The organism is Lentzea sokolovensis (assembly GCF_033949975.1).
In the GTDB taxonomy this organism is placed as follows: Bacteria; Actinomycetota; Actinomycetes; order Mycobacteriales; family Pseudonocardiaceae; genus Lentzea; species Lentzea sokolovensis.
Genome location: NZ_JAXAVU010000005.1, coordinates 72,794 through 88,678 on the forward strand (window position 1 = coordinate 72,794; position 15,885 = coordinate 88,678).

Consider the following 15,885-nt stretch of genomic DNA (forward strand, 5'->3'; position numbering starts at 1 on the left):
GGATCTTGATCAAAAAGGTCGCCCGCGGTGCCACCGAGGTGCTGGCGCCGTGGGTCTGGGTGATTTTGCTGCCGTTCGGCGTTGCCGCCGCGACGGAGAACGTCTGGATGACGCTGCTGTGGGGGTTCGTGGTCGCCTTGACGGCGTCCGTCATCCCCATGGCCGTCATCATGCGTGGCGCGCGCAAGGGCAAGTGGGACGGCCACCACGTCACGAACCGCGAAGGCCGGGTTGTTCCACTGGTCACGGCAGGTGCGTCGCTGGCAGCCGGCACGGTGATCATGTTCCTGGGCGACGCGCCCCGGAACATGCTCGCGCTGGCGGGCAGCATGTTCGCGTCGCTGGTCGTCAGCATGGCGATCACGTTCGGCCTGAAGTGGAAGATCTCGCTGCACGCCGCTGTGGCGTGGGCCGCGGTGGTGACGCTGGCGATCGTCTACGGGCCGTGGTGGCTGCTTCTCGCGCTGCCTGCCGCCCTGGTGGCGTGGTCCCGCGTCGAGCTGGGTGATCACACGACGGCGCAGGTGCTGGCCGGGTCGGTCATGGGCGTGGTCGTCGGTGGCGGCAGCTTCTGGCTGCTCAGCTGACCCGCTTGGTGCTGACGATCTTCATCTGGTTGTCGACCGCGGCGACCTCGATGTCGTAGACACCCTTGTCGGCGACGCCGTTGCTGATCGTCACGAGGCCGATGTTGACCACCCAGTTCCGGCCCTCCGACCGCACCGTCCCCGGTCCCGCGATGGTGACGCTCGTGTAGGTGCTCCAGCGGTTCAGGTAGTCCGCCAGCGGTTCGGCGGCCTGGCCGTAGAGGTTCCGCCACGCTGTTTCCGCGTTGCTCGGCAGCAGGCGGTAGTGGTCCTGCACGAAGCCGTTCGCCTGGTCCGCGGAGAAGTAGACCGGCTGCTGCTGGGTGAAGTCGGCCTGGTTGACCGGGGTGCTGCCGTTGCCGGTGCCGCCCCAGTACGCGGCCGCCGCGCCACCGCCGATCGCCAGCACCGCGATGACCGTGAGGATCACCAGGATCCGGCGGTTCGGTGCCTTGAGCCTGCGTTGCGGCTGCGGGATCTCCAGCGGCTGCGACGGCTGCGGTTCGGAGGCCAGCAACTCGGCGGCCTCCTGCATGCTCGGCCGGTCCTCGGGGTCCTGCGAGAGCAGCCGCAGCAGCAACGGCGTGAGCTCGCCCGCGTTCTTGGGATCGCGGAGCTGGCCGCTGGCGGCGCGGTAGAGGAGGCCGAAGCTGTTGTCGCTGGGCCCGAAGACCGACTCGCCCTCGATGGCCGTGTAGATCGTGGCACCGAGCGAGAACACGTCGGACGCCTCGCCGGGCTGCTCGCCGCGCGCCACCTCGGGTGCGAGGTAGGCGGGGGTGCCCGAGATCATGCCGGTGTCGGTCATCGTGCCGTCACCGGTCGCCTTGGAGATGCCGAAGTCGGTGAGCTTGACCGTGCCGTCGTGGCCGATCAGGACGTTGCCGGGTTTGACGTCGCGGTGGACCAGTCCGGCGGCGTGCGCCGCGGCCAGTGCCGAGGCGACCTTGCCGCCGATGCTCGCGGCCTGGGCCGGCTTGAGCGGCCCGCGCTCGGCGATCAGCGCCGAAAGGCTGTGCGACGGCAGGTACTCCATGACGATCCACGGCTCTTCGTCGTCGCTGCCCACGACGTCGAACACCGCGATCGCGTGCTGGTGGTGCAGCCGCGCGGCGTTGCGTGCCTCCCGCATCGCGCGCTGGTGATCACCGGTCACGAGCTCCTTGACCGCGACCTCGCGGGCCAGCACCTCGTCCCGTGCCCGCCAGACCACCCCCATCGCCCCGCTGCCGATGCGCTCCAGCAGCGTGTAGCGGCCCCCGATGGTTGTCACACCCTGAGACTAATCAATCGCGCAGACGAGCATCGAATGATCCGGTCTGCCCGTCGAAGATCGGTGAAGTGCTTCACGCCGAGCCCAGGTCACCGGTGGGGACTGTCTGTCTCTGTGACCCGCTCTGCCTGTTGAGACGTGCGTTCGCCGCTGCCCACGACGTCGTACATCGCGCCGTTCCCGGTGGTCTCCGGTGACGAGCTGGTCGGCAACGCTGCCCCGCGTGCCGGCACCTCGTCCCGCGCCCGTAGAACCACCCCGGAACATCGCCAGGGGACTAGTCGATCGTCGAGACCAGCTTCTGCAGCTCACGGTCGAAGTCGATCCACAGGTCCTCCTCGCCCGGCTGCACGACGTCGTAGGAGTTGTCCAGGAACTCCGCCACGTCCTCGGCGACGGCGCTGAGGATGGCGAACCCGGTCGGGGCGTTCAGCTCGACCAGGACGCGCTCCGGGTCGTCGGAGGCGGGCCGGACGAGGATGTCGCCCTCACCGGACGGCGTCAGCAGACCGTCGGCCAGCAGGTCGCGGGCGAACATCCACTCGACGCGGCCGGAGCCCGTGAAGAAGATGACCGCGACCGCGTAGGGGTCCTCGGGGTCGTAGACGAGTTCGGCCTCGACCGGTGCCGGCGCGGCTCCGGGGGCCAAGAGCTGAAAAGTCGTCCGGTTGGTGACCTTCAGGTTCTCGTTGTTCATGTCGATGTCCTTCCCAGGCTGGTCTCCATTGCCGCTCACAAAGAGGAGACGGCCAACCAGCCCGTTAAGGACGCGATTCGTCTCGGAACCATCCTAACGGGGGAGACGTGCGTCTCACCCCTCAGCGTTTGACCAGGTCGCGTGTCTCGTTTGGTGAGACGGTCTGACCTGCCGCGACGGGCTTCCTCCGGGTCAACGCGACCCCCAGGAGCACCACCACCATGCCGGCGACGACCCTCGCGTTGAGTTGCTCTCCGAGGAAGATCGCTCCAAGGAGTACCGAGACAACGGGCAGAAGGTAACCGACGGTAGTTGCCGTCGTGGCGCCCTCGTCGGCGATGACGCGGTAGTTGAGGATGAACGCGACGCCGGTGCCGAAGACGCCGAGGATCATGACGGCGACGATGCCGACCCAGTGCAGGTGCAGCGGCTGCAGGCCGCCGAACGGCGTCGCCAGGAGCAGCATCCCCATCGCGGTGGTCAGCTGCATGGCGGCGAGCTGCGTCGAGGTGGCGCCCGTGTTGACCAGGTAGCGGCCGGCGTAGGAGTAGCCGATGGCGTAGCTCGCGGCGCCGATGAGGCACAGGACCGCGCCCCAGCTCGCGATGCTGTTGGCGGACTGCCACGGCGCGAAGATCACCAGCACGCCCGCGAAGCCGAGCCCGAGGCCGAGCATGCGAACCAGGTTGCTGATCTTCTCCGAACCGAGCACGAGGCCGATGGCCAGCGCGAACAGCGGCGTCGTGGAGTTGAGCACCCCGGAGACGCCCGAGTCGACCGTCTGACCACCGAACGCGAACAGCGTGAACGGGACGGCGCTGCCGAAAAAGGCCACGAAGAGCATGTGACCCCAGATCCTTCGGTCGCGCGGCAGGCTCATCTTCGCCAGTGCGAGCACGACGAACAGCACGAGCGCCCCGAAGAACGTCCGCACGAGCGAGATCTGCAGTGGCGCGAGACTCCCGAGCGCGAGCTTCATCCACAGGAAGCTGGATCCCCACAGCAGGGCGAGCACGCCCATCCTGATCAACGTTCCGCGTTGGTTCACGTGTCAACCATGCGCCCGCCGACACCTAATAACAATTTAATTGTTGTGCTGAACCTTTAAGCGCAGCTGTAAGGTCGAGGCATGCTGGACGTGCGACGAATGCAGGTGCTCAGGGCCGTGGTGAGCACGGGTTCCATCACCGCGGCCGCGACGAACCTCGGCTACACCCCGTCCGCCATCTCGCAGCAGGTCGCGGGCCTGGAGAAGCAGGCGGGACTGCCGCTGCTGGAACGCGTCGGCAGGGGAGTCCGCCCCACCGCGGCCGGGCGCCTGCTCACCGAGCACGCCGGTCGTCTCGCCGAGCAGCTGGCGGAGGCCGAGAGCGCCCTGACGGCGTTGCGCAACGGCTGCGCCGGCACCCTGCGCGTCCGCTACTTCGCCACGGCCGGAGCGGCGCTCGTGCCGCCCGCGGTGGCGACGTTCCGGGCCGAGCGCTCGGGCGTGGAGCTCGACCTGAAGCTGACCGAGCCGACCGACCCGTTCGTCGAACTGGCGGCGGGCCGCGCGGACGTGGCCATCACCGTTCTCGAACCCGACGCCCCCGCGCCGGAGGGCATGGTCGCGCGGCACCTGCTCGCCGACCCGTTCTACGCCGTGCTCCCGCGTGGTCACGTCCTGGCTCGCAAGCGCGTGCTCGATCTCGGCGAACTGGCCGACGAGCCGTGGATCGACGCGGACTGCGGCGCTGCCGGCCCGTGCGCCGACCTCGTGCGCAATGCCTGCGCGGGCGCCGGATTCTCGCCGCAGGTGGCCGTGGAAAGTGACGACTACGCGACCGCGCAGGGATTCGTGGCGGCAGGACTGGGCGTCACGATCATTCCGCGGCTCGGGCTGGGATATGCGCACCCCGGCGTTGTTCTGCGGAAGGTGCGCAATCCCGAACCCGTCCGGCACATTCACGTGGTCTATCGCGAAGATGCCGCGTGGAATCCCGCTGTGCTCACGCTCGCGGAAGCCCTGGAGAAGGCCGCAAGGGCCTCCTGACCAGGGCCGCGATCAGTAGGAGCCGAGCGACTTGTCGCTGTGCATGAGGAAGTTCGGGCTCTTCCACTCGAACGAGATGCCCCGGCGTTCGCTGGTCGTCCCGCCGCTCTTCTTCGTGTACTCGACGTCGACTTCCCAGTAGAAGCCTTCTTTTTCGGTGGCCTTGATGATCTTGGCTTCCTTGACGCCCGACCAGAAGCTCTGGAAACCGCTGTAGCCGCCCGGGAAGCTGCCCTGGAAGTTGCCGTTGCCCAGCTTCCAGGCCTCTTCAGGGGACTTGGGAGCGGTGTCGAAGTACTCCTCCAGGAACGCCTTCATGTCGTCCGGCTGGGGCGAGCTCGTCCACTGACCGGCCTTGCCCGCGGACTTCGGCGGCGTCGACTGCTTGGTCGGGTCGTTGCCCTGGGTCTGCTGGGTCGAGGTGTTCGCGCCCGCGTTGTTGTCGTTACCGCCGTCGCCGCCGTTCGACAGCATGCTCGCGAACATGATGCCCACGACCGCCGCTGCCACGATGGCGAGCGCGGTGTAGATCGTCGACTTCTTGCTCTTCGACGACGACGATTGCGCCGCCGGCCTCGGGCGCTGCGAGTACTGCGGCGCGGCGGCCGGGCGGTGGTTCGACGGCGGCTGCTGGTGCGCGGTGCGCGGCGGCGGCGTGTGCATGTCGACCCGCGTCGCGTTGGGCGGCGGCGACTGCTGCTGTCCCTGCGGCGGCGTCAGGGCGCGCGTGGCGGCCTGCTGCGGCTGCTGCTGCACCGGCACACCGCGCCACGACGGCGGGTGGGTCGGCGCGACCACGGCGGGGGTGAAGGCGGGAGCGGCCTGGCCGTTCGCGACGGCGGCGAGCGCGTCGCGGGCCTCGGCCATCGTCGGGCGGTCTTCCGGCTCTGCCCGCAGCAGGCGCATCAGCAGCGCGGTCAGCGGCCCGGCGTTGCGCGGCGGGTTGACCTTGCCGGACGCGACCTTGTGCAGCAGGGCGATGGTGTTCTCGCTCAGTCCGAACGGCGGCTCGCCCTCGATCGCGGCGTACAGCGTCGAGCCCAGCGAGAACACGTCGGACGGCGAGCCGGGGTCGTAGCCCTTGGCCACCTCGGGCGCGAGGTAGGCGGGGGTGCCCGCGAGCATGCCCGTCGCGGTGACCGTGACGTCACCGGTCGCGCGGGAGATGCCGAAGTCGGTGATCTTCACCGTGCCGTCGTCGCCGAGCAGGATGTTGCCGGGCTTGATGTCGCGGTGCACGATGCCGGCGTTGTGCGCGGCGGCCAGTGCGGACGCGACCTGCATGCCGATCGACGCCACGTCCCGCGGCGGGAGCGTGCCGCGTTCGGAGAGCACCGCGGACAGGCTCTTCGACGGCAGGTACTCCATGATCAGCCACGGCTGGCTGTCGTCCTCGGCGACGTCGTAAACAGCGACGGCGTGGGGGTGTTGCAGGCGCGCGGCGATACGGCCCTCGCGCATGGCACGTCTCTTGGCCTCGTCCGTGTCAGCTTCGGCTAGTCCAGGCTGCAGGAGGAGCTGCTTGACCGCGACTGTGCGGTGCAGGCGTTCATCATGTGCCGTCCAGACGACGCCCATGGCGCCGCTGCCGATCCGCTGGCTCAATCGGTAGCGACCAGCGACCAATCGGCCATCGTCGGTCACAGTTGCTCCCCGCTGTGCGGTCACTTGCTCTCTGTTCAACGGCTGATCACACCTTCGGGTTCAGATCACCCATCGGTGCGGGTACCCACCTTACGAGATTTCAACGACGTAATGATGCTTAGCCCGGCTGGCTCGACGGTGCGGCCGAACTCGGTTGTGACGAGGGCGGTGCCGAACTCGAAGGCTTTGAGGGCGTTGTAGTCGTTGTAGTCGTCGTGGTGGTTGTAGTTGTAGTCGTCGTCGTTGTAGACGTCGTTTCGCGCGTCGTCGTTGCCTCGGGCGTGGTTGTCGTCACCTCGGGCAACGAACTCGTCGGTTCTACCGTCTGCGACGAGCTCGCCGGCGGCGCGGACGGGTTCTGCGGGTCCTTGTTGAACACCCCGAGCGCGACCATCAAACCACCGATGACCAGCAACAACGCCAGCACCACCGCAGCGATCACCAGCGGCCGGTTGTCTTGGCCCCTGGCGGGGGCCATCGGCGGTGCGGTGCGCGGTGGCGCGGTCCGGGCCACCGGCCGGACCACGCGGGTCCGGTCGGGCTCGACGATAGTCGTCGGATCGGGTCCGGCGGTCACCGCCAGGCCGCTGAACGACGGCGAACGGCCGTGCGCGACGGCGTTGAGCACCTCGCGCGCCTGGGCCATGGTCGGCCTGTCGTCCGGTTCGAAGTTCAGCAGGTACAGCAGCGTGTCGGAGAGCGGGTGGTCGACGGTCGGCGGGTTGATCCGCCCGGCCGCGACGGCGTGCAGAACACCGAGAGTGTTCTCGCTCACTCCGTAGGGCGGCTCGCCCTCCATCGCGGCGAACAGCGTCGAGCCGAGCGAGTAGACGTCGGAGGCCGGCGTCGGGTCCTGGCCCCGCGCGATCTCCGGCGCGAGGTACGCGGGCGTGCCGGCGATCAGGCCGGTCTTGGTGACCGTGATGTCGTCGGAGGCGCGCGAGATGCCGAAGTCGGTGATCTTGACGACGCCGTTCTCGGCGATCAGCACGTTGCCGGGCTTCACGTCGCGGTGCACGATCCCCGCCGCGTGGGCCGCGGCCAGCGCCGCCGCGCACTGGGAGCCGATGCTGGCGACCTCGACCGGGTCCATCGGGCCGCCCTCGGCCAGCGCGTCGGCCAGGCTGTAGGACGGCAGGTACTCCATGACCAGGCACGGGACGCCGTCTTCCTCGACGACGTCGTACACGGCGATGGCGTTCGGGTGGTGCAGCTTGGCGGCGATGCGGCCCTCGCGCATGGCGCGTTGGATGGCCTCGTCCTGCTCGGTCTCGTCCAGGCCGGGCGCCAGCAGCAGCTGCTTGATCGCGACCTCGCGGCCGAGGCGTTCGTCGTGGGCGCGCCAGACGATGCCCATCGCGCCGGAACCGATGCGATCGAGGAAGCGGTATCGGTCGGCGATCAGACGGCCGTCCGAGGTGCCGGACGTCGTCACGAGCTCACCTCAGGGGTGCACGAAGGCGTGACTGCGGCTGTGGCAGCAGATCCCACGCTCGTGCTCCTCGTGCGGTAGTCAGCGGGTCGTCCGGAATGCCCGCACAGGGTACCTGTCGAGGGCGGCCGCTGAAGCTACGTGTCGTACGTCAGTTCGCCGGGGCGAAGAAGTCGAACCCGCCGACGGTGTCGCCCACGGTGTTCAGCACCGGGTCGAGGATGCCGAGGTCCACGCTCACGTCGACCGGGTTGGACGGCGGCGGCAGCGGGGTCTCGGAGGTGGGCGGCGTGCTGTTGCTCGGCGGGACGGCCGTGGTGGAGCTCGGCGGCGGCGGAGGCGTCTCGCTCGACGGCGGCGTGCTCGGCTGGCTGGTCTCCGTGGACGTCGACGGCGGTGTGGTCGGCGTCGAGGTCTCGGAGGTGGGCTGCTGCGTCTGCTGGGTCTGCGTCTGCTGCGTCGGACGCTGCTGCTGGGGCTGGACGTTCGGCTCGACGCGCCTGGTCGGGCTCGTGGTGGTCGGGTCGGCCTGCTGGGTCTCGGTGGCGTCGGACTGCTGCGTCTTGTTCGACGGCAGCTTCACGACGCCTTCGGTGCCGGAGCTGGCGCCACGGGCCTGGGCGCGCTCGTCGAACCGCACCTCGGCGAGCGGGCGCTCGTCCGGCGAGGACAGCCACGAGGAGGCGGCGAACGCCACCGAACCGCAGATGATCACGCCACCACTGGCCGCCGCGGCCAGCTTGCCGACGGTGAACCCGCCGCGGTGGGTGTCGTCGGCGAGGCCTTCCCGGCGCAGCAGCTCGGTGATGTGCAGCTCCTTCATGGGCTGCTTCTTCTTGCTGCCAGGAGCCTTGACCGGCTTGAACTTGACGGTCGGCTCGAACGACTCCGGGGTGATGTCGTCGGCGAGCATGTCGGCGGTGATCACCGGAATCTCCACGGTTTCCGCCTCGCGGCGGGCGATCAGCTCGGCGACGGACAGCTGCCCGGTCGACTCAGCCGACCCTGTCAGCCGCCGACGATGGTCCTCAATCGACACCGCTCGTTCACCCTTCCAAGTTCGCGTTCGCGCACTGGCGGGGATATGGATACCGAATCGTGACCCGAGATGTAACCCCTATGGGGGAATTTTCACGATCGAACCTGGGTTTTCGCGACGAGCGGTCACCGTTCGACTGCGAACGGCGATCCAGTTGGGTGCGACTTAAGTTCGCGGCTAACTGCGTTGCGCCGAAAGGACCTCGGTGCCGACGATGCGCGGCTGGCTCGTGCTGGTCAGCCAGAAGAGCTGCTCGATGCGCAGCCAGCTGCCGTCGACCTCCTGCATGGAGACGACCGCGAGCACCGATCCGTCCGGCCGCACCGACGTCTGGTCGACGTTCACCGTCTTGACGGTGCCCCAGGACCGGACGAACTCCGCGGGGCTCGCTCCGACCAGCTCCGGCGAGAGCAGTTTGGCCGCCGAGGCGGGCTTGGTCGTGAGCAGTTCGTAGAACCTCTTCACCACGTCGACCTGCGGTTGAGGGCCGACCGAGACCTCGGGCGTGGACGGTTCGGGGTCGGCCGTCTGCAACAGGAGTGCGGACGGCTGCGGCATCGGGACGGCGGTGGTCTGCACCGGCGTGCGCTCGTTCGGCAGCTGGGCCGACAGTACGTCCGGGCGCAACGCGCTCGACCCGGACAGCGCGACGGGCCGTTCGGTGACCGGGACGCCGTTGTTGGCGGGGCGCTTGTTCGCGAGGACCGCCGCGCCCGCGATCGACGAGACCAGCACGATCGCGCCGGTCAGCAGGCCGGCGGCCCTGGCGAGGCTGCCCGACTTGGTGCGGCGGCGGCGACCGGGCACGACCGGGATCACGGTCGTCGTCGCGGTCATGTTCTCGGTGGGGCCGAGCAGAGAGGTGACGAGAGCGTCGGTGGCGGCTTCCTCGTTCGACAGGATGCGCATCGGGGCTGGCTGCTGCTTGATCAGCTCGGCCACGCTGATCGCGCCGGCGCGGGCGTGCCGCCGTCCGGTCGTCGCCGCGGGACGCTGCACTGCTCTGGCCCTCCGTACTGTCCGTGTTCACCTGAAGACGTACCGTGGCCGCACCTGAAGACGCCAGTTTCTTGGTGGAGTTCACTCGTCCGTGGCGGTCAGCGGTGCTCAGGATTCGCTCAAAGGTGCTACCTACTACGTTCGGTAGCTGCGGGCGTGACCTTTAGCCACTTCAGCCGCCGGCCTTCAACCGTTCACTGTTGATCAGCGGCAGGTCGTCGAGCGTGAAGCTGAGCTCGCGCTTCTCGGTGCTGACCGAGCCGTCCTTCTTCGTCACCTGCAGCAGGCTGATGGTGAGGCCCTTGCTCGGGTCGACCGCGATCTCCTTCACCTCGATCAGCGAGATGTCGGCGAGCCTGCCCTCCAGCAACGCGTCGGCGTTCGAGCGCACGGTGTCCGTGGTCATGGCGAGTGCCGTGTCCGCGTTCGTCGCCATCGCGCGGTAGAAGGTCTCGGTCTGCTGGGCGATCTTGCCGCCGTCGACGACCGGGGCCTGGGTGACCGGCACGGTCGTGATGACCGGCGGGAGCGTTCCGGACGGCTTGGGATTCGGCGCGGACGCGGAGGTCTGGCCGCTCGTGGCGGGTGCGCTGGTGCCGCTGCCCGGCACGGGAGCGCCCCGCCCGGTCTTCGCGGCCGACGGCGCGGTGCCCGTGGCGGACGGGGTCGTGCCACCGGTGGGCAGCTGGGAGATGAGCGGCACGTCCGACGGGTATCCGGGCAGCCCGACCGTCTCGGTCGTGCCGCCACCGCCGACCAGCTTGGCCGCGGCGACGCTCAGGCCGACCAGCACGAGCACCGACGAGACGACGGCGAACCAGGCCGCGCGCTTCCAGGTGCGCGGTGGCGTGACCGAGGCGGGCACCAGCCCGATGTTGAACTTGCGCAGCCCGTCGGTGTCCTGCAGCGGATCGATCTGGCGGCGGCGCGGCAACGGGATGCGGTCGCCTCCGACGACGGGCCGCGGCTGCGTCTCCGGCGGCAGCGCGACCCCGTCGTCGAGACGATGCTTGCCCGGCAGTTCGTCCATCCCGACACCCCTCTGCGACGCAATCAGCGTAGGGCCGTCTGGAGGTACCGAACCAACCAAAAGGGGGTGTTCAGGACGAGTGACACTCTTTTGTGTGAAGTTTGTCAGCGCGGCGGGAGTTGAGCTTGACCGCTGTTCAGCTGCTTGCGCGTGTTCTGGACGCCGTTGAGCGCGACCAGACCGCTGCCACCCGCGATCAACGAACCGATGACGTCGGCGCCCAGCGAGTCGCCGTTGGTGATCAGCAGGCCGATCACCGCGCCCGCGGTCGTGATGATCGCGGTCTTCCAGCGGCTGCGGACGAACTGCGAGACGGGCGCTCCGGCGAGGCCCTTCTTGTTCGCGGCCGAACCGAGCAAGCCCAGGTAAGCGTCGTGCGCCAAGGCGGCGAGCAGGCCGGCGATGGCGATCAGTGCGGCGATGAGGCCCATGTGTCCAGTGTGCCCCCAGAACTTTTCGGTGGACCATCCGTGATCGCCCTGATATCCGATTCGGGTGGACATGTTCTGGCACGACGACTGCCTCGAGCACGACGCCGGTGAGGGCCTGTGGGAGCTGCCGGGCTCCTGGCCGTGGCTGGACGTCGCCGAACCGCACCCGGAGACCGCCGCGCGGCTGCGCACGTTCCGGCACGCGCTGACGCACGGCCCCGTGGCGCCGCATTTGAATTGGCACGAGGGGCGCCACGCGTCCGTTGACGAGCTTCTGCGCGTGCACACGGCGGGGTACTTGGACTCGTTGCGCGTATCGGAGCGTGTGGCGCTGGAAGTGAACACGGTCGTCGGGCCGGAGACGTGGCGTGCGGCGTCCGCGGCCGCGGGCACCGCGTTGGCGGCGCTGGAGTCCGGTGCGCCGGTGGCGTACGCGCTGGTGCGGCCGCCGGGACACCACGCGCAGCCGGACATGGCGGACGGCTACTGCTTCGTGAACAACGCGGCGCTGGTGGCGGAAACCGCGCGGCGCCAGGGGATGCGGGTCGCCGTCCTGGACTGGGACGTGCACCACGGCAACGGCACGCAGGAGGTGTTCTACGACCGGGCGGACGTGCTGACGATCTCGGTGCACATGCGGCACGGCTCGTGGGGCACGAACCATCCGCAGACGGGCGCACCATCAGAAGTGGGCGCCAACGGCAGGAACGTGAACATCGAACTGTCGCTCGGTGCGGGTGACACGACGTACTTGCGCGCGCTCGACGAGATCGCTTTCCCGCTGCTGCGCGACTTCGAGCCGGACCTGCTGGTGTGCGCGTCCGGGTTCGACGGGTCGGCGTTCGACCCCAACGGGCGCCACAACCTCACGGCGGACGGGTACCGCGAGATCGGCCGGCGGGTGGCGTCGTTCGGACGGCGTTCCGTGCTCACCCAGGAGGGCGGCTACCTGCGCGGATACTCCGCGCTGTGCCTGCACGCGCTGGTGGAGGGCCTGCTGCGGCTGCCGGAACCGTTGCTCGAGGACCCGCTGGCCTACGTGCCGGACGACTCCCAGCTGGCGGACGCGGACTTCGAACGCGTGCGCGCCGCCCTGAAGCCTTTTTGGCCCGGCGTGCTGTGACGCCGGGCCCGTGGGGTGCTGCTACCTGCCGAGCGGGCCGCGACCCATCTTGAGCAGGATCATCGCGAGGTCCTTGCCCTCGGTGCCGAGCGGCCGGTACCGGTTGAGGACGTCGATCTCGCGGTTGTGCACGATCTTCGTGCCGCCGGCCGCCATGCGAGCCGCACCGATGATCTTCGACACCTCGACGCGCCGTTGTACGAGGCGGAGGATCTCCGCGTCCAGGTGGTCGATCTCCTCGCGCAGCGCGTTGATGTCGGGTTCGGTGGTGGTGTCCATGGTGGTGACCTCTCGACTCTTCGAGTCCTGGCCCGGAAGCGACGAAGCCCCGGTGTCCGAGGACTCCGGGGCTTCGTGGTGGCTTTTCAGCGCTAGACGACCACGGGAGCCGGAGTCCGGGTCCCGTAGAAAAACTCGAAGAACGTCGCGCGCATGGATTCAGTGTGACACAGAACCTCCCGCACCCGCCAAGTCCGCGCGGTTGGAAGGCTCACCAGGTGGGAAACCAACGCTCGAAGAATTCCTTCTTCTGCTCTAGCTCCACGTCGCAAGTGTGGACATAGAGTCATGCCGTGCTGAGACCAAGACCTGGGGTTCCTATGAAGTACGCACTCGGGATGGCGACAGCTCTGGCGCTGTCCTCGACGGTCGCGCCGGCGGCGACGGCAGCGGAGCCGGACTTCGCCACCATCAAGATCACCAGGGTCTCCGGCTGGTTCGGCCAGGAGGACTTCTGGACCACCAGGGGTGGGTTCGTCCCCCGGCAGAAGTTCGCCGTCGACATCACGAACGTCGTGGGTCATGACGAGCGGAGCCTGAAGCTCTTCATCTCGTTCCCGACCGACCGCCTCGAGGTCACGGCCTACGAGGGTGAGGGCTGGACGTGCCGCGACGTCAACGAGGGCATCGGCGCCGAAGGCCTCACGTGCACGCAGGATCACCTGATCGTGCACGAGGAGGCGTGGCCGACGCTCACGATCGAGACCAAGGCCGAGGCCATCTGGACGCAGGACTCCATCGACCTGTACGCCGAGGCAGACGGCCACGCGGCGGTGCACGCGGCGAAGCCTTTCAGGATCGACACGAGCACCTGATAGCTCCTGCTCGTCGAACACATGGTCGGGCGGTACCGGATTTGTCGGTGCCGCCCGGTACCGTGGATGGACGATGAGCGCCTTGTTCGACTTGCCCTCAAGTCCCCCCGTTTCCCGCGCGGGCCACCTGCTCGACGACCTGAACCCCGCGCAGCGCCGTGCCGTCGAGCACGCCGGTTCACCGCTGCTCGTGGTGGCGGGCGCCGGCTCCGGCAAGACGCGCGTCCTCACCAGGCGGATCGCGTACCTGCTCGCGGAACGTGACGTGCACCCCGGCCAGATCATGGCCATCACGTTCACGAACAAGGCCGCCGCCGAGATGAAGGAACGCGTCGCCGACATGGTGGGCGCGCGCGCCCGTTCGATGTGGGTGTCGACGTTCCACTCGATGTGCGTGCGCGTGATGCGCCGCGACGCGAAGACGCTCGGCATGTCGTCGAACTTCTCGATCTACGACAGCGACGACACGCGCCGCCTCGTCACGCTCGTGGCCAGAGACCTCGACCTGGACCCGAAGAAGTACGCGGCCCGCACCCTCGCCGTGCACATCTCGAACCTCAAGAACGAGCTCATCGACCCGGAGACCGCCACCGCCCAGGCCACGAACGACCTGGAACGCCGGGTGGCCGAGGTCTACACCGTCTACCAGCGCCGCCTGGCCGAGTCGAACTCGCTCGACTTCGACGACCTCATCATGAGGACCGTCGAGCTCCTCCAGCGCTTCCCGGACGTGGCGGAGCACTACCGCCGCCGCTTCCGCCACGTCCTGGTCGACGAGTACCAGGACACGAACCACGCGCAGTACACCCTGGTGCGCGAGCTCGTCGGCAAGGCAGGCGGCGAGATCCCCCCGGCGGAACTCTGCGTGGTGGGCGACGCGGACCAGTCCATCTACGCCTTCCGCGGCGCCACGATCCGCAACATCGTGGAGTTCGAGCGCGACTACCCGGACGCCACCACGATCCTGCTGGAGCAGAACTACCGCTCCACCCAGAACATCCTCACGGCCGCCAACGCGGTGATCTCCCGCAACCCGAACCGCCGCGACAAGTCGCTCTGGTCCGACCTCGGCGAGGGCGAGAAGATCGTCGGCTACGTCGCGGACAACGAACACGACGAAGCGGCCTTCGTGGCAGGCGAGATCGACCGCCTGGTCGACGGCGGCGAGGTCAACAACTCCGAGATCGCCGTCTTCTACCGCACCAACAACCAGTCGCGAGTCTTCGAGGAGATCTTCATCCGCCTCGGCCTCCCGTACCGGGTGGTCGGCGGCGTCCGCTTCTACGAGCGCCGAGAGGTCCGCGACGCCCTCGCCTACCTGCGAACCCTGGCGAACCCGGAAGACACGGTCTCCCTGCGCCGAATCCTGAACGTCCCGAAACGGGGCATCGGCGAACGAGCGGAAGCCTGCGTCTCGGCCTACGCGGAACGCGAACGAATCAGCTTCGCCGCGGCCCTCCGCGAGGCCGTGAACGACCGAGTCCCGATGCTGAACCCGCGCTCCCGCAACGCGATCGCCGGCTTCGTCGAGATGATGGACCAACTCGGCGAGATGGTCGCGCGCGAGGACGACGTGGCCGACATCCTCGAAGCGGTCCTGGAGAAGTCCGGCTACCGCACCGAACTGGAAGCCAGCGAGGACCCGCAGGACCACACGAGGATCGAAAACCTCAACGAACTCATCACCGTCGCCCGCGAGTTCACCGAACTGGAACTCCCCGAAGGCGCGGAACCGATCCCGTCGCTCCCGGCCTTCCTGGAACGAGTCTCGCTGGTGGCGGACGCGGACTCGATCCCGGACGCGGACTCCGACGGCGTGGTCACCCTCATGACCATCCACACGGCCAAGGGCCTCGAATACCCGGTCGTCTTCAGCACGGGCTGGGAAGACGGCGTCTTCCCGCACATGCGAGCACTGGGCGACCCGGCCGAACTGGCAGAGGAACGCCGCCTCGCCTACGTGGGAATCACGAGGGCCCAACGCCGCCTCTACCTCTCCAGGGCCCTCGTCCGCTCAGCCTGGGGCCAGCCGTCGGCAAACCCGGCCTCCCGCTTCCTGGGCGAGATCCCGCAGGACCTCCTGGACTGGCGCCGAGTAGAACCATCACGCTCAGGCCCAGCAGCGGCCACGACGTGGGGCCGCTCAGCCTCAGGCGGCATAGCCTCCCGAGGCCTGTCCCGCCCAGCCCCGGGCAAAGCGGGCTGGAAGGACGGCCCGGCGATGAAGCTGGAAGTGGGCGACCGAGTAACCCACGACAAGTACGGCCTGGGCCGAGTGATGGCAGTGGACGGCGAGGGCCTGCGAGCCACCGCGACGATCGACTTCGGCGGCTCGGGCACAGTCCGCCTGATGCTGATCGGCAGCGTCCCGATGACAAAACTCTAACGAGGCACTCCAGCCCCGCCCCGCCCGCGAAGCCGAAGGCGAGCAGTCAGAGGGCACGCTCACGGCAAGCCCACGCCCGCAGCGATGCCGAAGGCGAGCCGTTCTTACCGTGCGGTCT

Annotated in this window: 15 protein-coding genes; 5 read left to right on the forward strand and 10 right to left on the reverse strand. The window is 68.6% G+C overall.

The genetic code is table 11. The features are described 5' to 3' along the window. Positions 1 to 5: 5 nt before the first annotated feature. Entirely contained in the window at positions 6 to 587 is a 582-nt protein-coding gene (locus SK854_RS11110; protein WP_319974978.1) for a phosphatase PAP2 family protein, read from the forward strand. On the opposite strand, the gene SK854_RS11115 is transcribed toward SK854_RS11110, so the two are convergent. The 3 genes from SK854_RS11115 to SK854_RS11125 form a co-directional block, all read right to left on the reverse strand. Continuing rightward, positions 580 to 1,860 (reverse strand): serine/threonine-protein kinase, encoded by a 1,281-nt coding sequence (locus tag SK854_RS11115; RefSeq protein WP_319974979.1) that lies wholly within the window; start codon positions 1,858 to 1,860, stop codon positions 580 to 582. The genes SK854_RS11110 and SK854_RS11115 overlap by 8 nt on opposite strands. Positions 1,861 to 2,137: 277 nt before the next feature. After that, positions 2,138 to 2,557, reverse strand: a complete 420-nt coding sequence (locus SK854_RS11120) for an SsgA family sporulation/cell division regulator (RefSeq protein ID WP_319974980.1) — start codon at positions 2,555 to 2,557, stop codon at positions 2,138 to 2,140. Between the two features lie 121 nt (positions 2,558 to 2,678). After that, on the reverse strand, positions 2,679 to 3,605 hold the full coding sequence (locus SK854_RS11125; RefSeq protein ID WP_319974981.1) for a DMT family transporter: 927 nt from the start codon (positions 3,603 to 3,605) through the stop codon (positions 2,679 to 2,681). 81 nt (positions 3,606 to 3,686) lie between these two features. On the opposite strand from SK854_RS11125, the gene SK854_RS11130 reads away from it, so the two are divergent. After that, positions 3,687 to 4,589, forward strand: coding sequence for a LysR family transcriptional regulator (locus SK854_RS11130; protein WP_319974982.1), 903 nt, complete (start codon positions 3,687 to 3,689; stop codon positions 4,587 to 4,589). A gap of 12 nt (positions 4,590 to 4,601) precedes the next feature. Here SK854_RS11130 and SK854_RS11135 read toward each other — a convergent pair whose 3' ends face one another. From SK854_RS11135 to SK854_RS11160, 6 genes are all read right to left on the reverse strand, one after another. Beyond that, positions 4,602 to 6,233, reverse strand: a complete 1,632-nt coding sequence (locus SK854_RS11135; protein WP_319974983.1) for a serine/threonine-protein kinase — start codon at positions 6,231 to 6,233, stop codon at positions 4,602 to 4,604. 118 nt (positions 6,234 to 6,351) lie between these two features. Then, a complete protein-coding gene (locus SK854_RS11140; protein WP_319974984.1) occupies positions 6,352 to 7,668 on the reverse strand; it encodes a serine/threonine-protein kinase in 1,317 nt (438 codons plus the stop codon). Between the two features lie 148 nt (positions 7,669 to 7,816). After that, a complete protein-coding gene (locus SK854_RS11145) occupies positions 7,817 to 8,704 on the reverse strand; it encodes a hypothetical protein (protein ID WP_319974985.1) in 888 nt (295 codons plus the stop codon). Between the two features lie 177 nt (positions 8,705 to 8,881). Then, on the reverse strand, positions 8,882 to 9,703 hold the full coding sequence (locus SK854_RS11150) for a hypothetical protein (RefSeq protein WP_319974986.1): 822 nt from the start codon (positions 9,701 to 9,703) through the stop codon (positions 8,882 to 8,884). Between the two features lie 172 nt (positions 9,704 to 9,875). Beyond that, positions 9,876 to 10,733 (reverse strand): hypothetical protein, encoded by an 858-nt coding sequence (locus tag SK854_RS11155; RefSeq protein ID WP_319974987.1) that lies wholly within the window; start codon positions 10,731 to 10,733, stop codon positions 9,876 to 9,878. Positions 10,734 to 10,837: 104 nt separating this feature from the next. After that, positions 10,838 to 11,164 carry a hypothetical protein gene (locus SK854_RS11160; RefSeq protein ID WP_319974988.1) on the reverse strand — a complete coding sequence of 109 codons (327 nt, stop codon included), beginning with the start codon at positions 11,162 to 11,164 and terminating at the stop codon, positions 10,838 to 10,840. Between the two features lie 70 nt (positions 11,165 to 11,234). On the opposite strand from SK854_RS11160, the gene SK854_RS11165 reads away from it, so the two are divergent. Further along, positions 11,235 to 12,287, forward strand: a complete 1,053-nt coding sequence (locus SK854_RS11165) for an arginase family protein (RefSeq protein ID WP_319974992.1) — start codon at positions 11,235 to 11,237, stop codon at positions 12,285 to 12,287. Positions 12,288 to 12,308: 21 nt separating this feature from the next. On the opposite strand, the gene SK854_RS11170 is transcribed toward SK854_RS11165, so the two are convergent. Continuing rightward, positions 12,309 to 12,725, reverse strand: coding sequence for a chorismate mutase (locus SK854_RS11170; RefSeq protein WP_319974993.1), 417 nt, complete (start codon positions 12,723 to 12,725; stop codon positions 12,309 to 12,311). 161 nt (positions 12,726 to 12,886) lie between these two features. On the opposite strand from SK854_RS11170, the gene SK854_RS11175 reads away from it, so the two are divergent. Both SK854_RS11175 and pcrA read left to right on the forward strand, forming a co-directional pair. Continuing rightward, positions 12,887 to 13,381: a hypothetical protein gene (locus SK854_RS11175; protein WP_319974989.1), complete on the forward strand. Its 495-nt coding sequence runs from the start codon at positions 12,887 to 12,889 to the stop codon at positions 13,379 to 13,381. 73 nt (positions 13,382 to 13,454) lie between these two features. Continuing rightward, positions 13,455 to 15,767, forward strand: coding sequence for a DNA helicase PcrA (gene pcrA, locus SK854_RS11180; RefSeq protein ID WP_319974990.1), 2,313 nt, complete (start codon positions 13,455 to 13,457; stop codon positions 15,765 to 15,767). Positions 15,768 to 15,885 lie beyond the last annotated feature (118 nt).

Bases quoted from the DNA above. Each gene is read 5' to 3' on its own strand.
- SK854_RS11120 (WP_319974980.1), bottom strand. From the start codon at position 2,557: ATGAACAACGAGAACCTGAAGGTCACCAACCGGACGACTTTTCAGCTC.
- pcrA (WP_319974990.1), top strand. From the start codon at position 13,455: ATGAGCGCCTTGTTCGACTTGCCCTCAAGTCCCCCCGTTTCCCGCGCG.
- SK854_RS11160 (WP_319974988.1), bottom strand. From the start codon at position 11,164: ATGGGCCTCATCGCCGCACTGATCGCCATCGCCGGCCTGCTCGCCGCC.
- SK854_RS11155 (WP_319974987.1), bottom strand. From the start codon at position 10,733: ATGGACGAACTGCCGGGCAAGCATCGTCTCGACGACGGGGTCGCGCTG.
- SK854_RS11175 (WP_319974989.1), top strand. From the start codon at position 12,887: ATGAAGTACGCACTCGGGATGGCGACAGCTCTGGCGCTGTCCTCGACG.
- SK854_RS11165 (WP_319974992.1), top strand. From the start codon at position 11,235: ATGTTCTGGCACGACGACTGCCTCGAGCACGACGCCGGTGAGGGCCTG.
- SK854_RS11130 (WP_319974982.1), top strand. From the start codon at position 3,687: ATGCTGGACGTGCGACGAATGCAGGTGCTCAGGGCCGTGGTGAGCACG.